General features: G+C 29.9%; 25 protein-coding genes. 4 read left to right on the forward strand and 21 right to left on the reverse strand.

The window, feature by feature from the left end; all coding sequences use genetic code 11:
• Positions 1-264 precede the first annotated feature (264 nt).
• The 5 genes from BUB33_RS09460 to BUB33_RS09480 form a co-directional block, all read right to left on the reverse strand.
• Positions 265-2268 carry a methyl-accepting chemotaxis protein gene (locus BUB33_RS09460; protein WP_072975863.1) on the reverse strand — a complete coding sequence of 668 codons (2004 nt, stop codon included), beginning with the start codon at positions 2266-2268 and terminating at the stop codon, positions 265-267.
• 138 nt (positions 2269-2406) lie between these two features.
• Positions 2407-3336 (reverse strand): ABC transporter ATP-binding protein, encoded by a 930-nt coding sequence (locus BUB33_RS09465; RefSeq protein ID WP_072975865.1) that lies wholly within the window; start codon positions 3334-3336, stop codon positions 2407-2409.
• Positions 3337-3338: 2 nt separating this feature from the next.
• Positions 3339-5003 (reverse strand): ABC transporter permease, encoded by a 1665-nt coding sequence (locus tag BUB33_RS09470; RefSeq protein ID WP_084725334.1) that lies wholly within the window; start codon positions 5001-5003, stop codon positions 3339-3341.
• Positions 4993-6069, reverse strand: coding sequence for an ABC transporter substrate-binding protein (locus BUB33_RS09475; protein ID WP_200778177.1), 1077 nt, complete (start codon positions 6067-6069; stop codon positions 4993-4995). Before BUB33_RS09475 ends, BUB33_RS09470 begins: the two co-directional genes overlap by 11 nt.
• Before the next feature lie 160 nt (positions 6070-6229).
• The gene (locus BUB33_RS09480; RefSeq protein ID WP_072975866.1) at positions 6230-7387 is read right to left on the reverse strand and encodes a MalY/PatB family protein; all 1158 of its coding nucleotides are present in this window, start codon (positions 7385-7387) and stop codon (positions 6230-6232) included.
• Positions 7388-7501: 114 nt separating this feature from the next.
• On the opposite strand from BUB33_RS09480, the gene BUB33_RS09485 reads away from it, so the two are divergent.
• The 3 genes from BUB33_RS09485 (at position 7502) to BUB33_RS09495 (ending at position 8196) form a co-directional block, all read left to right on the forward strand.
• Positions 7502-7723 carry a DUF1659 domain-containing protein gene (locus BUB33_RS09485; protein WP_072975867.1) on the forward strand — a complete coding sequence of 74 codons (222 nt, stop codon included), beginning with the start codon at positions 7502-7504 and terminating at the stop codon, positions 7721-7723.
• A 92-nt stretch (positions 7724-7815) separates the two neighbouring features.
• A complete protein-coding gene (locus BUB33_RS09490) occupies positions 7816-8034 on the forward strand; it encodes a DUF2922 domain-containing protein (RefSeq protein WP_072975868.1) in 219 nt (72 codons plus the stop codon).
• An 18-nt stretch (positions 8035-8052) separates the two neighbouring features.
• Positions 8053-8196 carry a YvrJ family protein gene (locus tag BUB33_RS09495; protein WP_072975869.1) on the forward strand — a complete coding sequence of 48 codons (144 nt, stop codon included), beginning with the start codon at positions 8053-8055 and terminating at the stop codon, positions 8194-8196.
• 55 nt (positions 8197-8251) lie between these two features.
• On the opposite strand, the gene BUB33_RS09500 is transcribed toward BUB33_RS09495, so the two are convergent.
• The 11 genes from BUB33_RS09500 to BUB33_RS09550 all read right to left on the reverse strand — a co-directional run bounded on the left by BUB33_RS09500 (position 8252) and on the right by BUB33_RS09550 (position 18806).
• On the reverse strand, positions 8252-9274 hold the full coding sequence (locus BUB33_RS09500; protein WP_072975870.1) for a stalk domain-containing protein: 1023 nt from the start codon (positions 9272-9274) through the stop codon (positions 8252-8254).
• Positions 9275-9376: 102 nt separating this feature from the next.
• The gene (xylB, locus tag BUB33_RS09505; RefSeq protein ID WP_072975871.1) at positions 9377-10834 is read right to left on the reverse strand and encodes a xylulokinase; all 1458 of its coding nucleotides are present in this window, start codon (positions 10832-10834) and stop codon (positions 9377-9379) included.
• A gap of 36 nt (positions 10835-10870) precedes the next feature.
• A complete protein-coding gene (hxlB, locus tag BUB33_RS09510) occupies positions 10871-11428 on the reverse strand; it encodes a 6-phospho-3-hexuloisomerase (protein WP_072975873.1) in 558 nt (185 codons plus the stop codon).
• 17 nt (positions 11429-11445) lie between these two features.
• Positions 11446-12459: an ABC transporter permease gene (locus BUB33_RS09515; protein WP_072975874.1), complete on the reverse strand. Its 1014-nt coding sequence runs from the start codon at positions 12457-12459 to the stop codon at positions 11446-11448.
• 18 nt (positions 12460-12477) lie between these two features.
• Entirely contained in the window at positions 12478-13485 is a 1008-nt protein-coding gene (locus tag BUB33_RS09520; protein WP_072975876.1) for an ABC transporter permease, read from the reverse strand.
• Positions 13478-15001: a sugar ABC transporter ATP-binding protein gene (locus BUB33_RS09525; protein WP_072975877.1), complete on the reverse strand. Its 1524-nt coding sequence runs from the start codon at positions 14999-15001 to the stop codon at positions 13478-13480. The genes BUB33_RS09520 and BUB33_RS09525 overlap by 8 nt, the downstream gene beginning before the upstream one ends.
• Before the next feature lie 71 nt (positions 15002-15072).
• Complete coding sequence (locus tag BUB33_RS09530; RefSeq protein WP_072975879.1) at positions 15073-16107, reverse strand: autoinducer 2 ABC transporter substrate-binding protein; 1035 nt, start codon at positions 16105-16107, stop codon at positions 15073-15075.
• A gap of 99 nt (positions 16108-16206) precedes the next feature.
• Positions 16207-17181 (reverse strand): LacI family DNA-binding transcriptional regulator, encoded by a 975-nt coding sequence (locus BUB33_RS09535; RefSeq protein WP_072975881.1) that lies wholly within the window; start codon positions 17179-17181, stop codon positions 16207-16209.
• 187 nt (positions 17182-17368) lie between these two features.
• On the reverse strand, positions 17369-17944 hold the full coding sequence (locus tag BUB33_RS09540) for a metal-dependent hydrolase (protein ID WP_072975882.1): 576 nt from the start codon (positions 17942-17944) through the stop codon (positions 17369-17371).
• A 68-nt stretch (positions 17945-18012) separates the two neighbouring features.
• A complete protein-coding gene (locus tag BUB33_RS09545) occupies positions 18013-18249 on the reverse strand; it encodes a diguanylate cyclase domain-containing protein (protein ID WP_084725338.1) in 237 nt (78 codons plus the stop codon).
• A 26-nt stretch (positions 18250-18275) separates the two neighbouring features.
• The gene (locus BUB33_RS09550; protein WP_072975884.1) at positions 18276-18806 is read right to left on the reverse strand and encodes a competence protein ComK; all 531 of its coding nucleotides are present in this window, start codon (positions 18804-18806) and stop codon (positions 18276-18278) included.
• Between the two features lie 204 nt (positions 18807-19010).
• Between BUB33_RS09550 and BUB33_RS09555 the strand changes: the two genes are divergently transcribed.
• Positions 19011-19562 (forward strand): RNA polymerase sigma factor, encoded by a 552-nt coding sequence (locus BUB33_RS09555; RefSeq protein ID WP_072975886.1) that lies wholly within the window; start codon positions 19011-19013, stop codon positions 19560-19562.
• 44 nt (positions 19563-19606) lie between these two features.
• On the opposite strand, the gene BUB33_RS16770 is transcribed toward BUB33_RS09555, so the two are convergent.
• The 5 genes from BUB33_RS16770 to BUB33_RS16065 all read right to left on the reverse strand — a co-directional run.
• Positions 19607-19732 (reverse strand): hypothetical protein, encoded by a 126-nt coding sequence (locus BUB33_RS16770; RefSeq protein WP_268807677.1) that lies wholly within the window; start codon positions 19730-19732, stop codon positions 19607-19609.
• Positions 19707-19862: a DegV family protein gene (locus BUB33_RS09560; protein ID WP_084725340.1), complete on the reverse strand. Its 156-nt coding sequence runs from the start codon at positions 19860-19862 to the stop codon at positions 19707-19709. The genes BUB33_RS16770 and BUB33_RS09560 overlap by 26 nt, the downstream gene beginning before the upstream one ends.
• A gap of 301 nt (positions 19863-20163) precedes the next feature.
• Complete coding sequence (locus BUB33_RS09565; protein WP_234950028.1) at positions 20164-22206, reverse strand: 5'-nucleotidase C-terminal domain-containing protein; 2043 nt, start codon at positions 22204-22206, stop codon at positions 20164-20166.
• Between the two features lie 187 nt (positions 22207-22393).
• Positions 22394-24457 carry an S-layer homology domain-containing protein gene (locus BUB33_RS09570; RefSeq protein WP_072975887.1) on the reverse strand — a complete coding sequence of 688 codons (2064 nt, stop codon included), beginning with the start codon at positions 24455-24457 and terminating at the stop codon, positions 22394-22396.
• Between the two features lie 219 nt (positions 24458-24676).
• A partial coding sequence (locus BUB33_RS16065) for a hypothetical protein (protein WP_422821950.1) occupies positions 24677-25490 on the reverse strand: 814 nt, incomplete at its 5' end.

The raw sequence follows: 25490 nt of genomic DNA on the forward strand, positions 1-25490 counted from the left end.
TGAAAAATTTTTTTATTTATTACAAAAACTTTCTTTTCTACACTGTTATTAGAATAATCAAATAATTTTGTCTTTATTGTATTTATAAATAAAATTATATCGAGTGGTGACATATTATTTTTCATATATGACAAAATAAAAATAAGCTAGATTACTAAAATCTAGCTTATTTTTATTTCTAAATTAATTAAGAAATTTGACATAAAATATATTATAATAATTATTTAATTACCTAACTCTCTTCATTTTACTTATAAATTTATCTTAAAATCTAACCTGAGAAACAATTTCCTCCAGCCTATTGGATATGTCTTTATTTTTTTCAATTATTTTACTTATATCATTTATAGCTTCTACTATATTCATATTCTTTTCAGCAATATTAGTAGTAGCTATAGTTGATTCTTCTACAGTAGTTGATACTTCATTAATAGATATTGATATTTGATTTACAGTTGCTGCAAGTTCTTCTGCCGTTGCACTAAGGTCTGAAATTATATTATTCAAATAAGAACCATCTTCCTTATATTGAACTACTGCATCTACCATCATTTCATAATCATTAACTACATCCTTCTCTAAGAAACTCATTACAATAGATATTCTTTCTGTTAACTGCTCAACTGCTTTTATAATATTCTCTGTTACAATTTGTATTTCACCTACTGTTGAATTAGAGTTATCTGCTAACTTCCTTATTTCTTCTGCAACTACAGCAAAGCCTTTTCCCGACTCTCCCGCCCTTGCTGCCTCTATAGCTGCATTTAAGGATAAGAGTGATGTTTGTTCTGATATTGCTAGTATTGCACTGGATAGAACATTTATTTTTCCTACTTCTTTTGAAGCAGTTATAGCCTTTTCTATTTCTTCTCTTGCATTAGAGTACATCTCCATAGATTTATCTTTAGCTTGAATAAATTGACTACTAAGTTTATCTGCTTTTATACTTATTTCATTAGATGTATTTGCACCATCTTCTACTTTCTCTGCAAAATCAGTTAATGCACTCTCTATTTCACTAGCTGACTCATTTATAGATATAGTAGTAGCAGATGTTTCTTCCATTCCTGCTGACAATTCTTCTGTTGTAGCTGAAGTATCTTCTGCTTGTCCTAGTAAATAATGAATTTTATCTACTGTATCTTTATTTACCTGATGGTTTATTCTAATAGCCTTATCCATTTCCTCCATAAATACCCTCAACTTCTTAATGGTATCATCAAAGGATCCATACATTTCTCCTAACTCATCTTTCCTATTAATGTTTTTTTCCTCAATTGATATAGATAAATTTAAATTAGATATGTCTTCAGCAATTTTAACAGATTCTTTTATGGGGTTGGTTATAATATTTGCCATGTATAAAGCTAATGCAGCAGATATAGAAATTACAATTATTGCTGCTAATATGGTAAGATAAATAACCCTATTAATAGCACCCATTACACTCTCTTTCGTTACGGCAATTCCTACTAACCAGTTAGACTCCTTTGCATTTCCATAATAAAAAAGTCTATCTACACCATCAAAATCCTTTATAATTCTATCTTTAATATTTACTTCTGTTTTATCTATAAGACTACTTATTTTACCTTCTAATAACTCATCTATTTTTTTAAAACTGCCATCCTTATTAGGCTTAAATTCATCGTTTAAATGAGTAAGCACATTTCCTTCATCATCTACTAAAAATGCATAAGAACCATCTCCATAATTAGCTGCATCAATTAAATCTACTAAATATTCAACAGATATATCTGTTGCCATAACTCCTTTAACACTAGAATTGGTTTGAAATTTTTTAGAAATAGTAATTACCATATCACCAGTTATGGCATCTATATAAGGTTCAGTTATAAAAAAGTCTTCAGTACCCATTGCCCCTATATACCAAAGTCTTGTAGTTCCATCAAAGTCTGGCGATACACTTACACCTTCTGGAAAATGAGTTTCTTTATTGCTATAAGTAAGATAATAAGTATTACCTGGATTATCCTTTGTTATTTTTGTCATAATCCCTTTTATATAGTTTTCATCATGATTATTATTATATAAAATTATATCCAGCACAGATCCTAGGGTATTCTTTTGTAATTCTAACCATTTATCCACCTCCTGGGCTATTTTGTTTGCTTCTAAAATTGTTTTATTATTCATTTCTTTCTCAAGTTTTTTTGTTGATATAGAATAATTAATAACTGAAATAAGTAAAATTGAAATAATGCAAATCATTGTAGTAAAAATCAACAGCCTTCCTTTTAATTTCATTTTTATTTCCTCCTTTAACTTTTTATATATATACCCCATATCTCTACCCTTACACTTTAACACTTTAATTCAATTTTAATTATTTACATATTAAAATAACTTCAGTTTTTGGTGCCTGGCACCAAAAACTGAAGTTATTCAAATTTCTATATTAACTAAATCACCAATTTCAAAATCACTGCCTTCTTTTCCTGATAAGTTAACGTCTAATATATGCTTATTATTCTCAATTTTATATTCTGTATATTGACCCATAAATATTTTATCCTTAATTACATATTCTCCCTTATTATCTTTAATCATTTTAATATCCTCTGGTCGAATCATATGGATTTTGTCATTATCATCTAAAAAATTAGATTTACCAATAAATGATGCAATATATTGGCTGGCAGGATAAAAATAAACTTCCCTTGGAGTGCCTATCTGTATTATATCTCCTTTGTCCATTACCACAATTTTATCTGATAGACAAAGTGCTTCAGATTGGTCATGGGTTACAAAAACCATGGTAATATTTAATCTCTTTTGAAGTTCCTTTAATTCTCCACGCATTCTTACCCTAAGACTTGCATCTAAATTGCTAAGGGGCTCGTCTAATAACAATATCTTCGGATTAGTTGCCATTGACCTAGCAAGAGCTACCCTTTGCTGTTGCCCTCCGCTTAAATTACCTACTCTGCTATTTTCATATCCTGTAAGCCCTACTATATCAATATATTCCTTAGCTATTTCCATAGCCTTCTTCCTTTTTTGTTTTCTATAGAATCTAATTCCATATGCTACATTTTCTATTACATTCATATGAGGAAAAAGAGCATAACTTTGAAATACAGTAGAGATTGGTCTTTTTTCTGGTGGAAGTTTTGTAATATCTACTCCATCTAATAAAATCTGTCCACTGTCAGGTTTTAAAAAACCTCCTAATAAATTTAAAGTAGTAGTTTTACCACAACCAGAAGGTCCCAATATAGTTACAAATTCTCCTTCTTCCACATTCAAATTAAAATTCCTCACTCCATTATTTTTATCAAAAAGCTTAGTTAAATTTTTCAATTGTAAAAACATACTTACTCCCTCTCCTTAGCCAATAACTTCATGGCAATTAAATTAACAGAAACAGTTATAATAATTAGAAAACTTGCCATTACTGCTCCTAAACCATATTGACCATTTGAGATATCCTTGAACATCTCAATACTAGCTACAACATTCCTTGGAGAAACCAAGAAAATAATTGCTCCTACTGTAGTCATGCAAGCCGTAAATGTATTGATAAAACTAATAAGAAATGTAGATTTTAATAGGGGAAATATAATATCTACAAATATTCTAAATCTAGATGCACCTAAATCCCTAGCCGCATCTTCAATTTTTTTATCCATTGTTGTAAAAGTAGCATTTGCTGCCTTATTTGATACAGAAATATGCCTAAAGGTACAGTTTAATATTACTATTGCTGAAGTCCCTGTCAATAATAAAGGTTTATCATTAAAGGCTACAACATAACCAAGTCCAAAAAATATACCTGGAATTATATATGGTAAAGATGAAATAAACTCCATATTCTTCATTAAAGGAATATTTCTTCTATGAGTATAATAGGACAGTAAAATACCTATTATAGAAGATATTATCCCAGAGGTTACAGAAAGTACAATACTTCTATATAAAGCTGGTAAATGTGCCGATTTAACTTTATTAAAATGACTCAAGGTAAATATTAATTTCCCCGATGAATTAGTAGATATAGCAGATAAAAATATATTACCATATTTTAAAATCATCAAAAAGAAAAATATCCCTGTTGCTAAAGCAAGTACAAATTTAAAAGCTATAGGTAAATTAAATTCATAATTATCTGCCCCAATAGATTTAGCTCCATCTGTTAAATTATCTATCTTAGACATATTTTTACGATAAAAATGAAATGCAATTATAGCAGGTGGTATAAGAAGGACAGATATAGCTGCACCTTTACCTAAGTTTGCAGTTGAAAATATAGTCATATATGCTTCTGTTGCCAATACCTTATATCTTCCTCCTATGATTATAGGAGTACCAAAGTCAGCTAAATTCATAGTAAATTGCAAAAATAATACAGACATAATTCCAGGAAAAGTAGCAGGCAATATTACATTAAAAAGAGTTTCCATAGGTGTAGCCCCTAAATCTCTAGATGCTAGTATTTGTCTAGAGTCTATAGAATTCAATGTTGTAATAAGCATCATTGATGCAAGGGATATATGTCCAATAGTTTGAAGCAAAACAATCCCTTGCCATCCATAAGGATTAACACTAAGTCCCAATAAATTATAAGTAATAAGTCCTCTACGTCCAAAAAGCATAATAAGTGCTAAAGCCGAAACAAAAGGTGGAGATATCATAGTAATCATCAAAGAACGATGAATAAGCCTTTTTAGCCTCCCCTTTTGTAAAAATGTAAATAATGATATACATAATGCAAAAAAAGTCCCAAATATTGAAGATAAAGTTGAGACAAATAAGCTATTTTTTATTAGTTTAATATTTTGAGGACTTAACAAAGTCTTATAATTGTCAAGAGAAAAGACTCCATCTTCATATATAGATGTAGATATAACCATTATAATGGGATATAAAATGAAAGTAAGTAAACTTATAATTATTATAAATAAAATTAATTTATCTATTATATAGTCAAAGGAAAGAGCCTCAAAATAGGCTCTTCCCCTTTTTTCTTTACTATTTATCACCAACTAAAGCTCCCCATCTCTCAAGGATAGCATCTCTGTCTTTACCCATTAATTCTAAATCAAAATCTATAAGTTTACTCTTATCTAAACCACTCATTAACTCTGGAGCATCTACATCATCTCTAGCCATAATTCTAGCATCTGCTTCTCTAAGTATAGTTTGTCCCTCTTGTGATAAATACCAATCTACAAATACCTTTGCAGCTTCTAACTTTTCCGTTGCCTTAAATATAGCTATTGGTGCAGGAGTCCATGGAATTAAATCTTCTGGATAAACTACACTGGTTGGATTAGTATCTCCAGCAGCAAAAGTGCCTCCAGTAATAGCAACTACTCCTATGGCAAATTCACCAGCTGCTACTTTATCAAGTGGTTCTCCGCCGCCCTTGGCATAGAACTCAATATTTTTATCTAATCTTTTGAAATAGTCCCAAGCCTTTTCTTCTCCCCAAGCTTGAATAAGTCCACTAACTATGGCATAGTTAGTTCCTGATATTGCAGGGTTAGCCATCATTACTTCACCCTTATATTTTGGGTCAGCTAAATCTTCCCAAGTCTTTGGAGCTTCTAATCCTTTTTCTTTCAGAAGATCATTATTCACTATAAATCCTGCTGGAACTAAAGCAAGTCCAGAGAAATGTCCATCTTTATCACAATATTGAGGATTTATAGCAGATAAATTTGGTGATTTATATGGTTCTAAATAGCCTAAATCTCTAGCATTTAAATAACTATCTACTCCACCGCCAAACCAGATATCAGCAGTAGTTTTTCCATTTTCAGCCTGTAACTTAGCAAGAGCTGAACCAGTTGACATACTTAAGGCTTCAATCTTTATGCCAGTTTTTTCAGTAAAGGCAGGAAATGAATTATCTGCACCACCATAAGCAAATAAAACCTCTAAAGTAGTTCCTTCAAAAGGCTTTTCATTAACCTCTTCCTTATCTTTTCCAGTATCTTGACCAGTTTCTGGAGTTGTAGGTTCTTCTACTGTCGGTTTTTTTCCACAAGCTGTAAATGTAAACATCATTGTAAATATTAAAATCAATGCTATTAATCTTTTCACTATGTATTCCTCCCTGTATGAATTTTATCAAATTTAGTCTACCATTCACACATATTGAAGTCCAATTAAGATTATCTATAGGTTATTGAAAATGTATAGATAATCTTAATAATAAAATAACTTCCATTTTTGGTGCCTGGCACCGAAAATGATTGAAATTTTACTGGATAGCTTTTTTTATTCTATCTAAACCTTCTTTTAAAACTTCTCGTGGGCAACCAATATTAAGTCTGAAAAAGCCTTCTCCTGCAGTCCCAAAAGTTGCTCCATTATTTAGTTGAACTTTACCTTTGTTTATTAATAGCTCATTTATTTCTTCTGAAGTTTTTCCTAAAGGTTTAAAGTCTAACCACATTAAAAATGTTCCTTCAGGTTTATATGTTTTTATTTCAGGAATATTTTTATTTATATAATCAACTGCGAAATCAGCATTATCTTCTATATATCTAATTGCTTGACTTAGCCAATTTTTTCCGTATTTATATGCTGCTTCAAATCCTATTATGGAAAATCCATTAGTATGAGTTATTTCCATGTTTTCAATAGTATCATTATAAAGCTTTCTAAGTTTCTCATTAGGTATAATAGCTACAGAAGCAAATAATCCTGCTATATTAAAAGTTTTACTTGGTGCCATAAAGGTTATTGTATTGTTAGCAAATTCATCAGATATTGATGCTAGGGGAATATGTTTATAGTCGCTAAAAGTCAAATCACAATGTATTTCATCAGATATCATTATAATATTATTTTTCAAACATAAATTTCCAAAGACCTCTAATTCTTCTTTTTTCCATACCCTGCCTACTGGATTATGAGGACTACAAATCATAGCCATTTTTACATCTTTATCTATGTTTTTTTCTAAATCATCAATATTCATTATATATTTATTGTCTTTATATATTAGAGAATTTTCTACTACTCTTCTATTGTTATTCTCTATAACCCTATAAAAAGGTGGATATACTGGAGGTTGTATTATTACCTTATCTCCTTCCTTAGAAAAACTCTTTATAGAAATACCTAGTCCTGGCACCACACCAGGTGTAAATACTAACCATTCCTTTTTAATTTCCCAATTATATCTATCCTTCACCCAATTAATTATAGATTCATAAAAAGAATCTGGCTTATCATCATAGCCTATAATACCATGGTCAATAGTCTTTTTCATGGCATCTAGTATTTCATCTGCCACTTTAAAATCCATATCTGCTATCCACATGGGGAGTATATCCTTGCTTTCCCACCACTTTATAGAATTACTAAGTTTTCTATCAATTATTTCATCAAAATTATATTTTTGTTTATTCACTATATGCACCTCACTTCTTTAGTATAATTATTTAATACCCATAAACCTTTAAAATACCCATAGTAAATTATCTTTTCTATTTCTATTTAATAAATGTAGAAAGGAGGTGATAATATGGCAATGGAAAATGTAAAGGAAAAGTTAGCACTAAAACTTGAGCTTGATGGTGGTATGGTAAATGGAAAACAAAAAATCCTATCAAAAACCTTTTCACAAATAAAAACTACAGCTGATGATGGGAATTTACACACTGCAGCTAAAACTATAGCTAATCTACAGCAAAAGTCTCTATTAAAAGTGCAAAAAGTAGAAACTACTACCTTAATTAATCAATAATTAAGGACAAAGTATATCTCCCTAAAAAATTATTATTGCACAATGTTAGTGAGGTAAAAAAACTATAAAACATTATGGAAGGTGGTGATTTAATGGAAAAGACTAAATTAGAAATGGAATTTCTTGATGAAGCTAATAAAAAGTTTGTAATTAGCATAGACGAACCAAGGTCAGATATAACTCCTGAGGAAGTATCCCAAGCTATGGCTACTATAATAAATTGTAATATATTTAATTCCAAAATGCTGGATCTAGTAAAGGCTAATGACGCAAGAATAATAAGTACAAAAGTGAACAAAGTAAACATCTAATCAAAGGGGGCAGATTAAATGGAAGAAATATATTCTGGTATAGCTAATCTTGGCTTCCCAATAGTTTTATCTATATACCTATTGGTTAGAATAGAAGGAAAATTAAATCAGCTATCAGAAAGTATCATTGAGTTATCAAAAACCATATCAACTCTTAAATAAGATTTGCTAAAGATATAGGGTGTTGTTCTCTAAGAACAACACCCTATATTTCACACTATTTTATTGTTACCTTCCCCTTTGAATCAAAGGTGAAGTAATAATCATCATCGTTAATATATCCATATACTTCTGCTTTAGTAAATTCATCAGTAATATCTTCATATACTCTTTCTAAGAATTTTTCTTGATAGTCATAATTTCTCCAATCTGAGCTTTTAACATCAATATATACCCTAACACTCTTTTCTGTTCCTTTTAAAGTAAAATCAAAACGAATACCATCATATTTTTTATAATAATCATTTAAATGATCTTCCATATCAGATAAATCTTTTATCTTTTTCTTACCACTAGACCTATAATCATAATCTATTGTTAATTTTCCCTTTGAATTAACTTCAAAATCTACTTCTTGCCTATCTGTATATTCATTTTCAATATATCCTGATATATCAGCATTTTTAAATTCATCTTGAATATCATCAACTATATCTTGAATATAGGATTTAATCTTTGATTGTGATAATGAACTCCATTTAGAATCATCCTTCTTATTTACATAAATCTTTACCTTGATATCCTTTGTGCTTCCTGATAATTTAATATCAAATCCAATTTTTTGATACTTATCATATTCCTTATTTAAATATTTTTCCATATCAGATAAATTGGAAATCTTACCTTTCTTGCTACTTGACTTATCATTCTCTAATTCCTTTATTCTTTCTTCCAGTTTATAAATTTGATTTTGTTTCTCATTTAACTGTACTAAAGCATAATTATAACCCTCATCAAATCTATCGTTGATATCTATTCTACGATCTTGTTGATTCCAACCGATTTCCTTATTAAGTACATTACCTAAAGCTCTTACAGGAACATATGTTGTGCTATTAATAATTAGAGGTTTAGTATCTAAGTACACTTGCTGTCCGTTGCTAAAAATCTTGATATCTGCAAAAACTCCCTTTAATGTAGCATAGGTATCTGCTGCAAATACCGTAGGTACTAAAAGTGAACTCATTATCACCATGGTTACAATAAATAGTACCTGCTTTCTTCCTATTTTCTTCTTCATCTTATCCCCTCCTAGTTTTCTTTAGTTCTATTGTAATATAGTAATACTTTTTTGTCAAAATCTACTAGGTAGATAGGTCCATCGTACCACATCACAAAATCATCAAAATAAGCTCTTTACACCAGGATATAATTTTTTAAATTTATTATATTTTTCATTATACACTAAAACTTGAGCCTTATTTGGTTCAATGGTATTAGTTGTTTTTATAAAGGTATTACAAGCCTTATCTACAGAATCAAATAGTCCATATCCTACAGCTGATAAAATTGCAGCACCATATGCAGGACCATCAGCAGAGTTTACCTTATTTACTTTTACATTTAAAACATCTGCCATAATTTGACACCATAAATCAGATCTTGCACCTCCACCATTAAGAGTTATTTCAGAAATATCCATTCCCATATCCTTCATAATTTCAAAAGTATCACGAAGAGAAAAGGCTACTCCCTCTAATATAGCTCTTGTCATATCCTTTCTTTCAGTTGTTATATCCATACCCATAAAGACTCCCCTAGCATTAGGATCATTGTGAGGAGTCCTTTCTCCTATTAAATAGGGCAAGAAAAAAATATTATTATGAATATCTGCTCCCTTAGCTTCATCTAATAACTCATTGAAACTTGATTTATTTATATTTTCAACCCACCATTTTAGAGAAGCTGCCGCTGCTAATGTTACACCCATAATATGGTATCTTCCATTTGCATTGCAAAAAGAATGAAGTCTATTATTATCATCTGCTATAAAATTCTTCGAATTAGCAAAAATAACACCAGATGTCCCTAAAGATACTGAACATGAATTTTCTCCAACTATACCTCCACCAACTGCTGCAACTGCCTGATCACCACCACCAATTACAACCTTTACATCATTTGATACACATAATCTTTGGGCAATTTCCTCCCTTATATTTCCAATAACCTGAAAAGATTCATAAAGTTTAGGTAGCTGCTCTATAGATATCCCTAGAACATCTAACATATCCTCTGACCATTTTCTATTTCTTACATCTAAATATAAAGTTCCTGAAGCATCGGACATATCAGTTGCAAATTCCCCACTTAACTTATACGCCAAATAATCCTTTGGCAACATAATCTTTTTGATTTTATTAAAATTATCTATTTCATTCTCCTTTAACCATAATATCTTAGGTGCAGTAAAACCTGTTAATGCAATATTGCCAGTCCAATTAGAAATCTTCTCTTTGCCAATCTCATTATTCAAATAATAACATTGTTTTTCAGTCCTTTGGTCATTCCAAAGTATGGCTGGTCTAATAACTCTATCTTCATCATCAAGAATAACTAATCCATGCATTTGACCGCTTAATGCTATAGACTTCACTTCTTCCTTGTCAAGTACATTAAATAATTCATCTAATCCATTTAATGTCTGATTCCACCAATCTTCTGGATTTTGTTCAGACCACATTGGTTGAGGGAAGTAAATAGGATATTCTCTAGTAACGGTTTTTATAATTTCACCTAATTCATCTATGGCAAGTATCTTTACTGATGTAGTTCCAATATCAATTCCAATAAAATACATATATATCCCTTCTCTCAATATGTCTATTTAAAATAATTATTCAAAATTTCTATGATTTTGAGACATTTTTTCAAATGTATTTTCACTGCTATCTACAAGAGCCATAATAATCATGTCAAAAAGTATAAATAATGATTGCTCAAATAAATTGCCCATAGGCTGAATAGAAGGCACTACATTATCCTTCCCCTTATAAACACTTGCAGGTACCCATAAAACAAAATCCGCTAATTCTGCTGTTTTTCTATCAGGTACTCCTGTCACAAGAGCTATTTTTGCCCCTACTTTCTTAACTTCATTTACCACATAGTGAATATGACCTATTTCACCAGAACCAGATGTAAAGATAAAAAGATCATCTGACGTAACAGCTGGAGTTGTATCATCCCAGCACCAATATACTTGTTTCCCATAATGCATCAATCTCATGGCAAAACTACGAGTTGCAAGTCCTTCTCTACCTACTCCCATTAAAAATATTCTATTGGAATTATTTATCATATCCATTAGAGCTTCTACATCTTTGTAATTGATTCTTTCAAATACTTTATCAAGTTCTCCTAATATAGTTTTATATACTGGCTTAAAATCCATATCCATATCACTCCCATTTAATTGTTTTTTACTTTCTTTGATATTTTAAATAATTTTCCATTATCAATCAAAAAGTTTAAAATCATTACAAATAATAATAATGCTCCCCAAATAAGTTTTTTAGCGTATGGAGTAAATTGAAATATTGTAAATGCACTTTGGAGAAATTGTAAAACTGTCATTCCCAATGCAACACCAAATAATTTCCCTTTACCTCCATCTGGATCAATTCCACCTAATACAGCTACTAAAATTGTTTGCAACTGATAGGTATCTCCAAATCCCATTCTAGCAGAATTGACTCTAGAAATAATAATTAAAGAAGATATCCCTACTAAAAATCCAATCATAGAATAGGTTTTTATCAGTACCTTTTCAGAGTCAATACCTGAAAATCTTAATGCTACAGAATTTTGCCCCACCATATATATTTGAGTTCCAAATTTTGTTTTGGACAATATAAAAGAAACTAAAATAAAGGTAAGAAGGAGTAAAATAAAAATATATGGGATATTAAAAATTGTTCTTGAACTAAATTTAGAAAAGCTTTTTACTCCTACCCTAACACTCTCACCATTAGTTAAAGCCATACCTATTCCAGTATAAAATATCATAGTTCCCAAAGTAGCTAATATTGGAGGAATAGATAGTTTTGATATCAACAATCCATTAAATAATCCACATAATGTAGAACACAATAATGCTGCAAATACTGCAATTAATATTGTAACACCACTACCAACAGTTTCTATGTTAAAAAATTTCCCCGATAATACAAAGGCTGCTATAATTCCAGAAAGTCCTGCATTAGCTACTATAGATAAATCAATTCCTCCAGTTAACATTGCTAATGACATAGCTATAGCTAAAAATCCAAATTCACTGATTTGAAATGCCATAGATTGAAAATTATTTATGGAAAAAAACTTTCCCCCTAGGACTATTCCAAGAAATACGGTAACTATGGCAAAAACTCCTAGCAAGACAAATATACTCGTTTCCTTTCTGAAAATATCATTGACTGATTTCAAATTAATCACCTCTTATAATCATTTAGTAAATATCAATTGTTGTCTATTATTCTTACGTTCCTGATATGATATTATGGAAACACTAGCTATGAGGATTATTCCAATAAATAAATCATTCAATGAGGTTGATAGTCCTAAAAATACAAGGGTGGATTTAAAAATTTGAATAATTGCTACTCCCAGGACTGCACCTAAAATAGTACCTTCACCACCTGTTAATCGTATTCCGCCAATAACTACAGCAGCTATAACCATTAATTCTGTTCCAACTAGAGATACAGGGTTAATCAAATCTATTTCAGAAAAATAGACTATGCCCATAATACCTGAGAGTAATCCCATATAGGTATAGACAAAAATCTTAGTTTTTAATATATTTATTCCTGCTCTGAGGGCAGATTCCTCTGAGTTTCCAATGGCGAAAATACTTCGTCCCAGCATAGTCTTATATAAAATAAACCAAGTTATTATAAGAATCGCCAAAGCTATTACAAAAAATAAGGGAATTCCATAGGATGCAGAACCATTAGTAACTGTAAATAATTTTGCCTTCCCAAACTTAAATAAAGATTGGGGTTTATCCGCCACTGAAATACTGCTTGTTCCTATAAATGTAGTCATGAATCCATAAAAAACGCTAGATGTTCCCAATGTAACAATAAATGTAGATAATCTAAAAAAATGAATTATCAAAGCATTTATAAGACCTAAAAAACATCCGATAAGAGCTGATAATAATAAAGCAAAATAAATATTATCTATCCCTAAGCTAATCATCAGTCTTATGGATGAATAACCACTTACTACAGCAATGGCAGTAAAAGAAACATCTATTCCTCCCGATATAAGCACTACTAAAACTCCAGATGCTAATATCAATGTACCGGATGATGTTCTAAGCAAGTCAAATAACGTATTCATGGATAAAAAGTTCTTACTTACTATACTAACGATTATTATATATACTGCTAATATGCTTATTAAGTATTTTTCCATCTGTTTTAACTTTCTAAATCTTCTATTCATCTTCTATCCTCCTCAATGGATTGTTGATAATTTGAAAAATTTCCTCTTGGATATTCTCATTATCAAGGTCAGTCTCATCTAAATACTTAATAATCTTACCCTCGTGCATTATTATTACTTTATTACAATTTCCTAAAACTTCCTCTATTTCATCTGAAATAAGTATAATTCCCATTCCCTTATTGGCGTGTTCTTGAATCTTATTATATATTTCAGATTTTGAACCTATATCAACCCCTACAGTAGGTGTATCTAATATGAAAATATTAGGAGCAGTAACCATCCATTTCCCAATAGCTATTTTCTGCTGATTTCCCCCAGATAATTTCTTTACATGGAGGTCTATATCCTTATTATTTACATTCATATTATTTACTACTTCAGTGGAGATTATTTTCTGCTTAGTTCTATCGATTATTCCAAAGTCATTCTTAATTTCATCTAAAATTGTAGCAGTTATATTAAATTTAGCACTGCTATCAAGAAATAATCCTTGAGTTAATCTATCCTCTGGCAAAAGAGCAATACCATGTTTAATAGCTGTAGTTGGAGAATCTATTTTTAAGGGTTTATTGTCTATTAAAATATCACCACTATCAGTAGGGTTTAATCCAAATAATGATAATGCAATTTCTGTTCTTCCAGAACCTAATAATCCTGTTATTCCTAAAATATCCCCTTTTCTAAGGGAAAAGTTTATGTTTTCAAACATACCTTTCTTAGAAAGATTTTTCACCTCTAATATTTTATTATCATCGGATTCTTTTCTTCTATATCTTGAGTAGCCAATTTCCTTTCCCGTCATGTAATAAGACAAACTTTTGGGATTAAGCTCATGGGCAGTAAAATCTCCTACCTTTTCACCATCCCTAATAACAGTTATACTATCTGATATTTCAAAAATCTCATTTAATTTATGACTTATAAAAACAACAGAAATACCCTTTTCTTTTAGACCCAAAACAATAGATAATAGTCTATCTACTTCTTTTTTGGTCAATGCAGTAGTAGGTTCATCCATGAATAAAACCTTTGCATCTAAACTTAAAGCTCTGCAGATTGCTACTAATTGCCTATTAGCAATAGATAGGTTTCTAATGGGGGTATCTAAATCCAAAGATGCTCCTATTTTGTCTAATTGCTCTTGGGCAATTAAATATATGTCATTCCAATCCATAAATGTATTTTTACTATAAAGCATTTTGTTCATAGCTATATTCTCAGCAATACTCATATGCAAAAACAAAGACAAATCTTGATAAATAACTTGAATTCCCTCTTCTATTGCAGTTATTGGTGTTAAACGGCTATAACTTCTACCTTCAATGTTTATTTTTCCTTTATCTGGTGTATATACACCAGATAATATTTTAACAAGAGTGGACTTCCCACAACCATTTTCACCTGCAAGACATTTAATTTTACCTTTTTCAATTTCTACACTAACATTCTTAAGAGCATGAACTCCATCAAAACTCTTGGAAATATTTTTTGCTAATAACAATATGTTCTCCATTAAATTCTCTCCTATCTTGTTTATAATAAAGACAAAGGAAAATCTTTTCCTTTGTCTTTATGTTGTAAAAATTAGAATGGATATTTTCCAGGTTCAAATGTTCCTTTCTTTAATTCCAAAGGAGCATTACCATATACAATTCTATCTATGATTTTAATACTCTCATATCCATGTCTTCCCAAGTCTATTCCATCTTTAATTTCATTTTCACTCAAAATCTTATAAGCAAGATTCATACTTGCATAACCAACATCTGCTGGTCTCCAAGTTTGAGCATGTACCATAAAATCTTCCTCAAGATAAGGTCCTGATACAGAAGGAATTCCTAAACTAACAACCTTGATATCAGTATTATTTCTTTCCTTTAGGACAGAAGCCATATTACTTCCTGCAGAAACTGAAGTCCCTACAAACCCTTTTAAATCAGGATGGGCATTTAATATTTCAAGAGCCTTGTCCCTTGCAATCTTGTCATCGTTTTTATCTTCATATGGTTGTTCAGATATAGGAGTTATCTCTGGATAATTAGCTTTAATATGTTCCATTCCAGCATTATACCAAGCCATATGAGTTTCCATAGTTAATCCGCCAACCATAGCAGCAAATTTACCTTTACCATCCATAGCCTTTGCTAACTCATCAAACATAAGGACTCCAAAGGATTCGTTGTCAAAAGCTTCTATATCATAATCTACAACATCAGCTAAACCTGCAGCTTCATGACTGATTATTATTATTCCTTTTTCCTTTGCTCTTTCCAAAACAGGTCTCATAGAGTCTGGATCATTGGGAACAACAGCTATAGCATCTACCCCCTGTGCTATTAAATCTTCAACCATTTGTACTTGTTTAGCAGGATCTCCACCTTCAGGAGCAATTTGCCAAGCTTTTACTTTTCCCTTATATTCTTCATTAAACTCGTCTACTCCCTTTCTCATATCATCAAACCATGGAATACCTTCATGTTTTGCCACCATTACTATTTCAAATACTTTCTCTTCAGCGTTAGTTACTTGATTATCCTCTTTTTTTCCACATGCTGCTACTAAGCTTAAAACCATTAATAATGAAATAAATACTAATATTCTTCTTGAACCTCTTTTCATTAAAATCTCCCCTTAATAATATAATTTGTAAAATTCAGCATCCTACTGAATATTTTACCATATTAATTGTAATGCTAATAACTGAAACTTAACCTTTAGTTATAAAAGTGTTGAATTCCTTTGAATTAGCCTTGTTTCTACTAAATAGTCTTTAATAATCAATTCTTCATTATTAATTAAATCAATTATTGATTCCACAACTAAAACCCCTATTTCTTCAATAGGCTGTTGAACAGTAGTTAAAGAAGGATGCAATAATTCACATATAAAACTATTATCAAAGCCAATTATCTGTATATCTTGTGGAATTTTAATATCTCTTTCTTTTAAATATTTCATAACTATGGCTGCTGCAATATCATTAAAAACAAATATTCCATCATAATGTTCAATATTTTTAATATCATTTAAATTCCCTTCAAGCATTTTCACTTGGAAATCACTTTCAAATTCTACAACATCAACACTAAGTTTCTTCTCTTTTGCTGCATCAACAAATCCCTTATATCTCATTTCAGTAGCTTCAAATGTCCTCGGCCCTTTTATATGCAACATATTTCTGCATCCTCCATCATATAAATGTCCAAATGCCATTCTACCACCATTATAGTTATTAGATGATATAGTAGGTATATCTGAAGATATATGATTTTCAAAGGAAACAACTGGAATATTAATATTTACATATTCTTCCTTGCACATTGTCCTTGAAGCAATAATGCCTGCTACTCGATGACTTTTTAGTATTCCTAAATATTCTATCTCTTTTTTTCTACTATCTTGAGTATTGCATAAAAATAATGTATATCCATATCTATTAGCATGTTCCTCTATTATAGTTGCCATTTGGTTAAAAAATGGATTTGTAATATTGGGAATCATAAGTCCCAACGTCATAGAATTTTTAGTAAAAATTGCCCTTGCTAAAGCATTAGGAGTATAGCCCAATTCATCAATTTCTTTTTGAATTTTTAACTTGACCTCTTCACTTACATACCCTGTGCTATTTATATATCTTGATACAGTGGCTATTCCCACCCCCGCTCTTTTAGCAATTTCTCTAATATTTGACATAGTTCTGACCTCATCTTTTGTATAATAAACACATGAAACATGTTCCATATAATTTATTATGATTATAACATCATAAAATACTCCATGTCAATACCGGGACAACTACAGGTGTAGCAAGACTTATTTTGTCCCAGTTTTCATAAAAATCTAGGCTTCCCAATGGGAAACCTAAATTTCAACTTCTACTTCATATAAGTAACAAGAAAATAGAAACTATACCTAATAATATAAATATTATATTTTCTATCTTACTGTTAGTCCTAATTTTAATAGGAAATGATATATTGTTTTTTAGTGGGTAAAATAATTTTACTCCTTTTATTGTAAATAAGTCTGCTAAGATATGTAATACATAGCCTATGGTAAAACCAGTATATATATATTCTACTCCAAAATTACCCATACACAATTTAATTATAGTTAGGGATATAAGAAATCCTATTATACTATGAGTAAATCCCCTATGACTAGATATCCCTATTAAAAAAGATATAATTCCTAAATACAAAAAAGCTTTGATTTCCATTAAATAATAAAGATATATGGATATAAACCCTAAGGATAAATAAAATAAAATCCTATAGAAATTATTATTAATTAATAATATCTTTTGATTTAATTTTCCCTTAGGATGATCTAAATCAGGAATCAAAGAAGATATTGCTGAAACTAATACTAATATTAAACGATTTTCTACTGGTTGATTAGAAAATACTGCTAATGCAGCTGTTATTCCTATTGCTATATGTGTTTTTCCTGTCATAAATACTCCTTATAGATGTCTTTTTATATATTATATCATAAAAACTTAGAGCAACCCTAAAGGCTGCCCTAATTGTATTTTATACACTTATCTCCGCCCATTCTTTTTACATTATACATTGCCTCATCTGCTTTTAATATTAACTGGTCAATAGTATCTCCGTCTTTAGGATAAAAACTAATTCCCATACTTAAAGAAATATCAATTTCTACATCCCCAGTAACTTTCACCTTTTTATCTGCACATAATATTCTATTTGCTATTAATTTATAATTATAGTATTCTTTTAAATCAGGTAATAATATTAAAAATTCATCTCCACCATGTCTGACTACTGTATCTGTCTCCCTGTTTCAATAATTACCTTCGCAGTATAAATAGGTTCTTCTTCCTTTACTCTTATTGACCTCTCCTCATAGCACCTGCTTACTATATTGCCATTTTTCATATGTTTATCTACAGTAGCCAAACTACATAAACAAAGAATTTTTACTCCATTAGATAAGTATACAATAGTAGACCCTTTTTCCTTTTTAATCTTTTCAATATGCTTCATATTAATATATCCAAATGCTCCGTCATTTTTATACATAGGCACTCTAGTTTTAAAAGGTATAAAAATATCTTTCTTACTCAATGGAATAGGTACTAAATTTGGTGATGATATTAAGTCTCTGTATCTTTTCTTTAATTCTCCTAAATCAATCATATAATGTTTTCCTATAAGACGTATAATAGTTTTTATACTTTTATCTAATATCACTGGTTCTATATCCACAGCATATATTTTAGTACAGTTCCCCCTGTCTTCTACATACTCTGGCACAATTGCCATAATATCTTTATTAAGTATATTCTCCACAATACCCCTCCTCTATATAACTCTTAGACTTATAATAACAGAACATACGTTTAATTACAAGTCCTTTTAATTAAATAAGGACTTGTAATTAGTCCTTAAAACTTTCATTAATTACATATAGGACTTCATTTAAGTCACTTTTTAATATTTTAATGATAAAAATGTATATTGAACTTAAACAATTAGTAAAAAGGAGGAAACAATATGTTAGATGAACTAATTGATTTAGCTATCAAAGGAAATAAAGATGCTGTAGAAGAAATTATAAATCAATTGCAACCACTAATTATAAGTTCAATTAGAAAATACTATAACATTGGAAAAGAATATGAAGAACTAATACAAGAAGGTAATTTAATGATTTTAGAAAGCTTAAAAACCTATGATCCCAATAAAGGTGTTCATTTCTTAGGATATATAAAATTAAATCTTAAATATTTATATTTAAATAAGCATAAAAGAAAAATTCATCTTTCCTTAAACGAACCTGTAGGAGATGACGGACAAGAAATAATAGAGCTTCTAATATCAGATAATAAGGAAGCAATAGATATAATATTAGAAGATGAAATAAATGCTGAACTTAAAAAAGCATTGGAAAAATTAACAAAAAGGCAAAGGGAAATAGTTATTCTTTATTATGTAGAAAATATAAGTATAAAAGAAATCAGCCATAGACTTAATATAAGTTATAGGACTGTTGTAAATATAAAAACTAAGGCATTGGAAAACCTAAAGAAATATATCATAGGATAAAGCACTTACCTGTGCAACTTTTAAAGACCTAGGATAAAACTATCCTAGGTTCTTTCTTTTTCTGTATAATAAACAATCCCTATTGCTCCAGAACCAATATGAAGTCCAATTAACGCACTTGCTCCACCTATTCTACCACCTTTTTTAAGATAGACTAAAGTACCACTCATTTCTTATATCTGTTTCTTTTATACTTTCATCTGGAAAGGAAACATATAAAGATAAAACTCTAATATCTAACTCTTTCCTAATATGCTCAGGTATATAGCTAGTACTATCTGTAATTATTTTTACAGTCACCAAATTCTCCCCCATTCATAAGTCCGTAAATCATCAGAAAGCTTAAGGTTAAATTAATTTTCAAGTTGCTCTCTGATATATACTTATTATGATAATTTATGACAAATTAATATAAATAGATATTATCATTTTATCATAATGATTACAATATAAAAACATGACTTGAAATAATCTCATAAACTTCACTCATGGAATTCTTCCTTTCTATTTATATACATATTCCTAGAATTTTAAACTTTTATCTCTTATAAACAACTAATTATACGAAAACCACTTCACAACTGTGAAGTGGTTTCTCTTATTATTGAGGAATATATATTATTTGTCCTGGATAAATTAGATGTGGATTTTTTAAATTATTAAATTCTGCTAATTCTTTCCATGTCTTGCCAAATTTCCTGCCTATTTTCCACAAAACATCTCCTGATTTAACTACATATTTATTTTGTTTTTCAGTAGAAACAATTTTTTCTGACTTTGTTTCTTTAGCAGGTTCTTGAATCGTCTTTGGTTTTACTTCTGCTTCTGGCTTATTAGAAATAAACTCCTTCGGAATAAGACCCTCTTTTATCAAATCTTGAGTATTTATGGATTTCACATTGTAAGTTCTTCCGTCTTCAGATGATGGAATAACTATATTGCCTTTATTTATCTCATTTATTATATACTCCCTCAATTTAAGTTCTCCAATAGTATATTCATTATATGGATCATTAAAATCTTCACCTATTATTTCCCAATTGTTATCAACCTTAGGAGAAATTTCACCTTTCTCCCTAATATAGTCTGCTATATATGATCTTAAAGATTTTGGGTCAGATTCAAAATATGGTTCTCCACTGATAGTTCCCATATTCTTCAATCCACCGTATCTATAATTATTTATAGCCAATTTGAATTTATCAGTATCCTCAACTGGCTTATCTTTGAATTTTAAATCTACAATTCTTTGTCCTTCTGGTTTAGATATATCTACCTTATATTCTACACCTTGGAACATATCATAGTTATATCCTCTAATATTAGGATTAAAACTAATATTTATATCTCCTGGTTTAAAGGTATTATAATATTTAGCTGACCATTCCATATAATCCTTTAATTCTTTACCATTTATCTCTATGCCTACTAAGGTGTTAGGATATTTGTAAATATCAAATATACTTGCATAAGTTATGTTCCCTGCCTTTATATTGGAATTAGGCTGAAACAAGGCTGCTGCAGCAATATCTGCACCTGTAGCCTTGAGTTGTACTTCATTGATTAAATCTATAACTGCCGTATCTCTAATTTTTGCCTCTGGAATACCTTTGATTTCAGAAGGTGGAGCAAAGTCTGCAGCAGCAACTCCTATTATATCCACTAAAAAATCTAAGGTTTTCTTATGATATTCCTTAGCATATTCTTTAAGCTCTTCTGAAGCTTTGTAATCCTTTACATCTATAATTTCAACCTTATTATCAGATAACACCCAATTATCCTTATCTTTTTTCAAAGACAAATCAAATCTCACTACTTGTCTGCCTGCATCTCTTGCACCTCCCACTACAGTATCTTTGAACTTTTCTTTTACCGTAGCATGACTATGACCTACTAATAATGCTGATATCTCAGGGCATCTTTCAATAATTTCCTTTGCACTATCCTTGCCATATTCATCTTCAAAACCAGCATGGGCTGTAGCTATAATTATATCTGATTTTTCTTTTAAATCTTTTATATGTTTTTCAGCCGCATCTGCCATATTTTCAAATTTTAATTCTGTAACCTTTGGACCATCCCATCTGGGAATATTAGGATTTGTAAGTCCCAATATACCTACTTTAACACCTGCAACTTCTGTAATTACATATGGTTTTACAAAATAAGAATCATCCTTATTATATTTTACATTTGCAGCAAGTATTGGAAACTGGGCTTCTTTTTCAATTTTCTTTACCATATCTATGCCAAAATTAAACTCATGATTTCCCAAAGTCATAGCATCATATTTCATAAAATTCATCACGTCTATTACTGGATGTGGAAGTTCTTTTCTAGTATTATACAAATCATCAGAAAGTATAGTACCTTGAATGGTATCTCCATTATCTATAAGTAATGTATTGGGATTTTCTTTCCTTATCTCTTCTACTACAGAATAAACCTTTACAATACCTATGTCCTCTTTTTCCGTACCATCTTCATAGGACCAATTAAAAATATTGGCATGCATATCCGTAGTTCCTAAAACAGTGATATTTAGTTCTTCTCTTTCTCCAAAGGATATACTTGGAAAAACAATACCAATCAATATAAATAATGACAATGCCAAGCTGATGATTTTTCTTTCCCTTTTAAACATAATACCCCTCCTCAAATTATAATTAAAAGACATATAACTATTATACCATAAATTTCCAAATATTTTGCCAATAAAAAACTTCTCTTAAAATCTAACAAATTTCGATTCATAACTGTTTCAAATATCTTTTATACAACACTAAAAAACATCTCACAAGGATTTCTACCTGTGAGATGTTTTTATATTATTAAATATCCCTATTTAAGATATTGTATATTAGCACAACTGCCTCTTCTCTTGTTAAGTTATCCTTTGGTCTAAAGTTTCCTTTTCCACTTATAAGTCCTAGTCCTTCAGCAATTGCTATATGTCCTTTTAATTTAGTTGAGATTTTATCTGCGTCATCATACTCTAATTTATATATACCTTTTAAATCTTCTAATGGTTCCTGTCCAAAAGCTCTAACTATATATTTTATAGCTTCTTCTCTAGTTACTTTCCCTCCCATATTCTTTTCTTCTTCCTTTAGAATACCTTCGTCAACAAACCTTTCATAGATATAATCTGTCTCTTCATAGAAATAATGTCTATATTTGGTTTGACCAAGTAATTGTACAAACTCTTTTTGGGTTATTTCTTGTTTTGGTTTAAACTCTTCTCCCTCAAATAAAACAATATACTCTTGTAATTTATTTATCTGATTTTTAGCAAAACTATTTTCTATATCCTTATATCCCTTTATAGCTGCCTTCTCCATCAATCTTCTATTCTCTATTATTTCTCCGTTTTTAGCATTTACTGCCAGATACCTATCTTTAAAATCATATACTAATTTAACATTCTTTTTTTCTTTTTCACTATTCTCTAGTTGATATTCTAGAACTAATTCTTTATCTCCTAATAGTATTTCTTTTGCCTCATCTTTTTCTATTATATTATTTGGAGATTCAAATTCTAAATCACTCCAATTAAAATTATATGATTGTACCTTACCTGTTACATTGTTAAAAACTATTCTATAACCATGGTTTTCAACCTTAAGATCATTTTCTTTTCTTACAAATAGAAAACTAGACATATTCTTTTCATTATAAAATGAACTTGTATCTTCATCCCCTATATACTCTAATTTTTTATAATTTTCAGGGTTATTGTTTTTTATTAATTTCTTCGCTTTTTCAAGTAATTCTTCTTTACTATATTTTGGCTCCTCATTCTCTGCATCATTCCAAGACCCAGGATCAGAAAAATCTATAATTTCTCCTGTTTTAGCATTGACACTCATACCTGTGCCACTTCCATGATTTCCAACACGTTTCATTATCATTACTTCCCATATATAAATATCCTTTTCTTTATCGCCCAATAATTTATGACGTTCTATTTCATACTCTTTTCCTAATTTAAAAGTATTTATTATCTTTTCACTTGATTCCTTCCTACCTATTATTTTCTTTGAATTTATCAATTTATTTTCTTCTTCAATTGATATCTTTTCCATATTTCTATGGGACATACCTCCATATACGGGATATGTGGCTATATATGAAGTGCTTATCATATCTTTTGTCTTAGCATCTACTGTTTTATCTGTTTCTTTTACACTATATGCTAAATATGATTTCATATTTTTATCTGTTTCTTTTACTTTATATAATAGTTCTAAATCCATATTATCCTTATATATTTTTTTTGCCTCATCTTTTGATATAATATTTTTTGCATCTTCAAATTTTAAATCTTTTTCCCAATTTATATTGAAACTATTTACTTCTCCTGTTTGAGTATCTACACTGATATATACATTATTTCCATAGAATGGTATATCCTTTTCTACTCTTGTAAAGCTATAATTATATTCTCTTAAATCATTTCTAATATATGCAGCATTATCTTCATCTTGATATATAATTTTATCTAATATATCTGGATATAATTTTTTTATAAAATCTCTAGCTACTTTTTCTCCTTGTTTTTTAGTTATTTTAGGAAATCTAAAGGGCTTTGTATTTCTATTAATAGTACGTTCGTTTTTCCAATAACCTACTATATTTCCATCTTCATCAATATCTACACTAATATGTTTATCTTTATTGCTCCAAGATAGACTTGTAACTTTCTTATCACTTGATCTTTCATACTGATGTTTATCAAAATAATCGTACTCATCTCCTATTTTTAATAGAGCTTTTACCTTTTGAATATTCTTGTTTAAACTATCTTCTTCTGCAAATCCATTTAATGGTATGCTTGTAATTAATAGTGTTAATATCATCACAAACATTAAAACTTTTAATTTTGCCTTTTTCATAAGATCTCCCTCCATTTTTTATTAATTCTGATAATTTTATATAATTACATATTAACATTTTATGGAATACTTTACAAGGCAATAAACATCCCACAAGTATTTCTACCTATGAGATGTTTATTTTTAGCTTATGGAAAAACTCAACAAAGGCATCGGTGCTAAACCGATGCCTTTGTGAGGGAGAGAACTTTTCTCCCCTAAGCTTATTATAGTATCTTTCTAGTTCTCTGTTTTTACAACAAAGGTTATTTTTTCGCCTTTGACAGTAAGGTCAAAACTCACTCCTTCACCTGTAAGATTAGTTGCTTCCTTTTCAATATAGCTAACAATCTTACTTACAAGAGTTACTCCTTCGTTTTCCCATTTACTTCCCTTAAGTTCACTACCTGTATTCCATGTATAAGTTTCTACATCATATTCAATCTCTTCTATACCCTTGTCTATTTTATATAATGCACCTAATAGACGAGCTAAGTCCATAGTAGCTCTTGTATTTGCATCCTCCCCTTGCTTTTGGAACGCAGTAGCAGGTGCTGTGTAGGTAAGTGTATTTTCTTTAACTTCAGATTTCCCAGTATATACATATACATCATCATATTTATATTCTTTTGCAAGATTAAGTAGTTGTTCTACTGTTTCTTCTGGTTCTTCTGGTTTAGTTCCATCTTTTTGTGCTGCTGTATAAATTGATACTGCCTCAACTAATGATGTTTTAGCATTATTTACTTCTTCTTGAGTAGCTTCTGCTTTATCTACTACTGCTTGAGCTACTTTTACTGCATTTTCAAGTGCTGTTTTAGCTTCTTGAGTAGTCCACTTTTCTGTTTTCTCTACATCAGAACCATCTGTTGATACTTTTACATATTTAACAGCTGCTATTGCTTCTGTTAATGCTGTTTTGTTTACTTCTGGTGTTTCTTCTGGTTTAGTCCCATCTTTTTGTGCTTCTGTGTAAGCAGATATTGCTTCAGCTAATGTTGTCTTAGCATTATCTACTTCTTCTTGAGTAGCTTCTGCTTTATCTACTACTGCT

It is taken from the genome of Tissierella praeacuta DSM 18095, from assembly GCF_900128955.1.
GTDB classification, from domain to species: Bacteria; Bacillota; Clostridia; order Tissierellales; family Tissierellaceae; genus Tissierella; species Tissierella praeacuta.

Coding starts and splice junctions, on each gene's coding strand:
- BUB33_RS09460 (WP_072975863.1), bottom strand. CDS start 2,268: ATGAAATTAAAAGGAAGGCTGTTGATTTTTACTACAATGATTTGCATT.
- BUB33_RS09465 (WP_072975865.1), bottom strand. CDS start 3,336: ATGTTTTTACAATTGAAAAATTTAACTAAGCTTTTTGATAAAAATAAT.
- BUB33_RS09485 (WP_072975867.1), top strand. CDS start 7,502: ATGGCAATGGAAAATGTAAAGGAAAAGTTAGCACTAAAACTTGAGCTT.
- BUB33_RS09490 (WP_072975868.1), top strand. CDS start 7,816: ATGGAAAAGACTAAATTAGAAATGGAATTTCTTGATGAAGCTAATAAA.
- BUB33_RS09495 (WP_072975869.1), top strand. CDS start 8,053: ATGGAAGAAATATATTCTGGTATAGCTAATCTTGGCTTCCCAATAGTT.
- BUB33_RS09500 (WP_072975870.1), bottom strand. CDS start 9,274: ATGAAGAAGAAAATAGGAAGAAAGCAGGTACTATTTATTGTAACCATG.
- xylB (WP_072975871.1), bottom strand. CDS start 10,834: ATGTATTTTATTGGAATTGATATTGGAACTACATCAGTAAAGATACTT.
- hxlB (WP_072975873.1), bottom strand. CDS start 11,428: ATGGATTTTAAGCCAGTATATAAAACTATATTAGGAGAACTTGATAAA.
- BUB33_RS09520 (WP_072975876.1), bottom strand. CDS start 13,485: ATGAATAGAAGATTTAGAAAGTTAAAACAGATGGAAAAATACTTAATA.
- BUB33_RS09525 (WP_072975877.1), bottom strand. CDS start 15,001: ATGGAGAACATATTGTTATTAGCAAAAAATATTTCCAAGAGTTTTGAT.
- BUB33_RS09530 (WP_072975879.1), bottom strand. CDS start 16,107: ATGAAAAGAGGTTCAAGAAGAATATTAGTATTTATTTCATTATTAATG.
- BUB33_RS09535 (WP_072975881.1), bottom strand. CDS start 17,181: ATGTCAAATATTAGAGAAATTGCTAAAAGAGCGGGGGTGGGAATAGCC.
- BUB33_RS09540 (WP_072975882.1), bottom strand. CDS start 17,944: ATGACAGGAAAAACACATATAGCAATAGGAATAACAGCTGCATTAGCA.
- BUB33_RS09555 (WP_072975886.1), top strand. CDS start 19,011: ATGTTAGATGAACTAATTGATTTAGCTATCAAAGGAAATAAAGATGCT.
- BUB33_RS16770 (WP_268807677.1), bottom strand. CDS start 19,732: ATGAGTGGTACTTTAGTCTATCTTAAAAAAGGTGGTAGAATAGGTGGA.
- BUB33_RS09565 (WP_234950028.1), bottom strand. CDS start 22,206: ATGTTTAAAAGGGAAAGAAAAATCATCAGCTTGGCATTGTCATTATTT.
- BUB33_RS09570 (WP_072975887.1), bottom strand. CDS start 24,457: ATGAAAAAGGCAAAATTAAAAGTTTTAATGTTTGTGATGATATTAACA.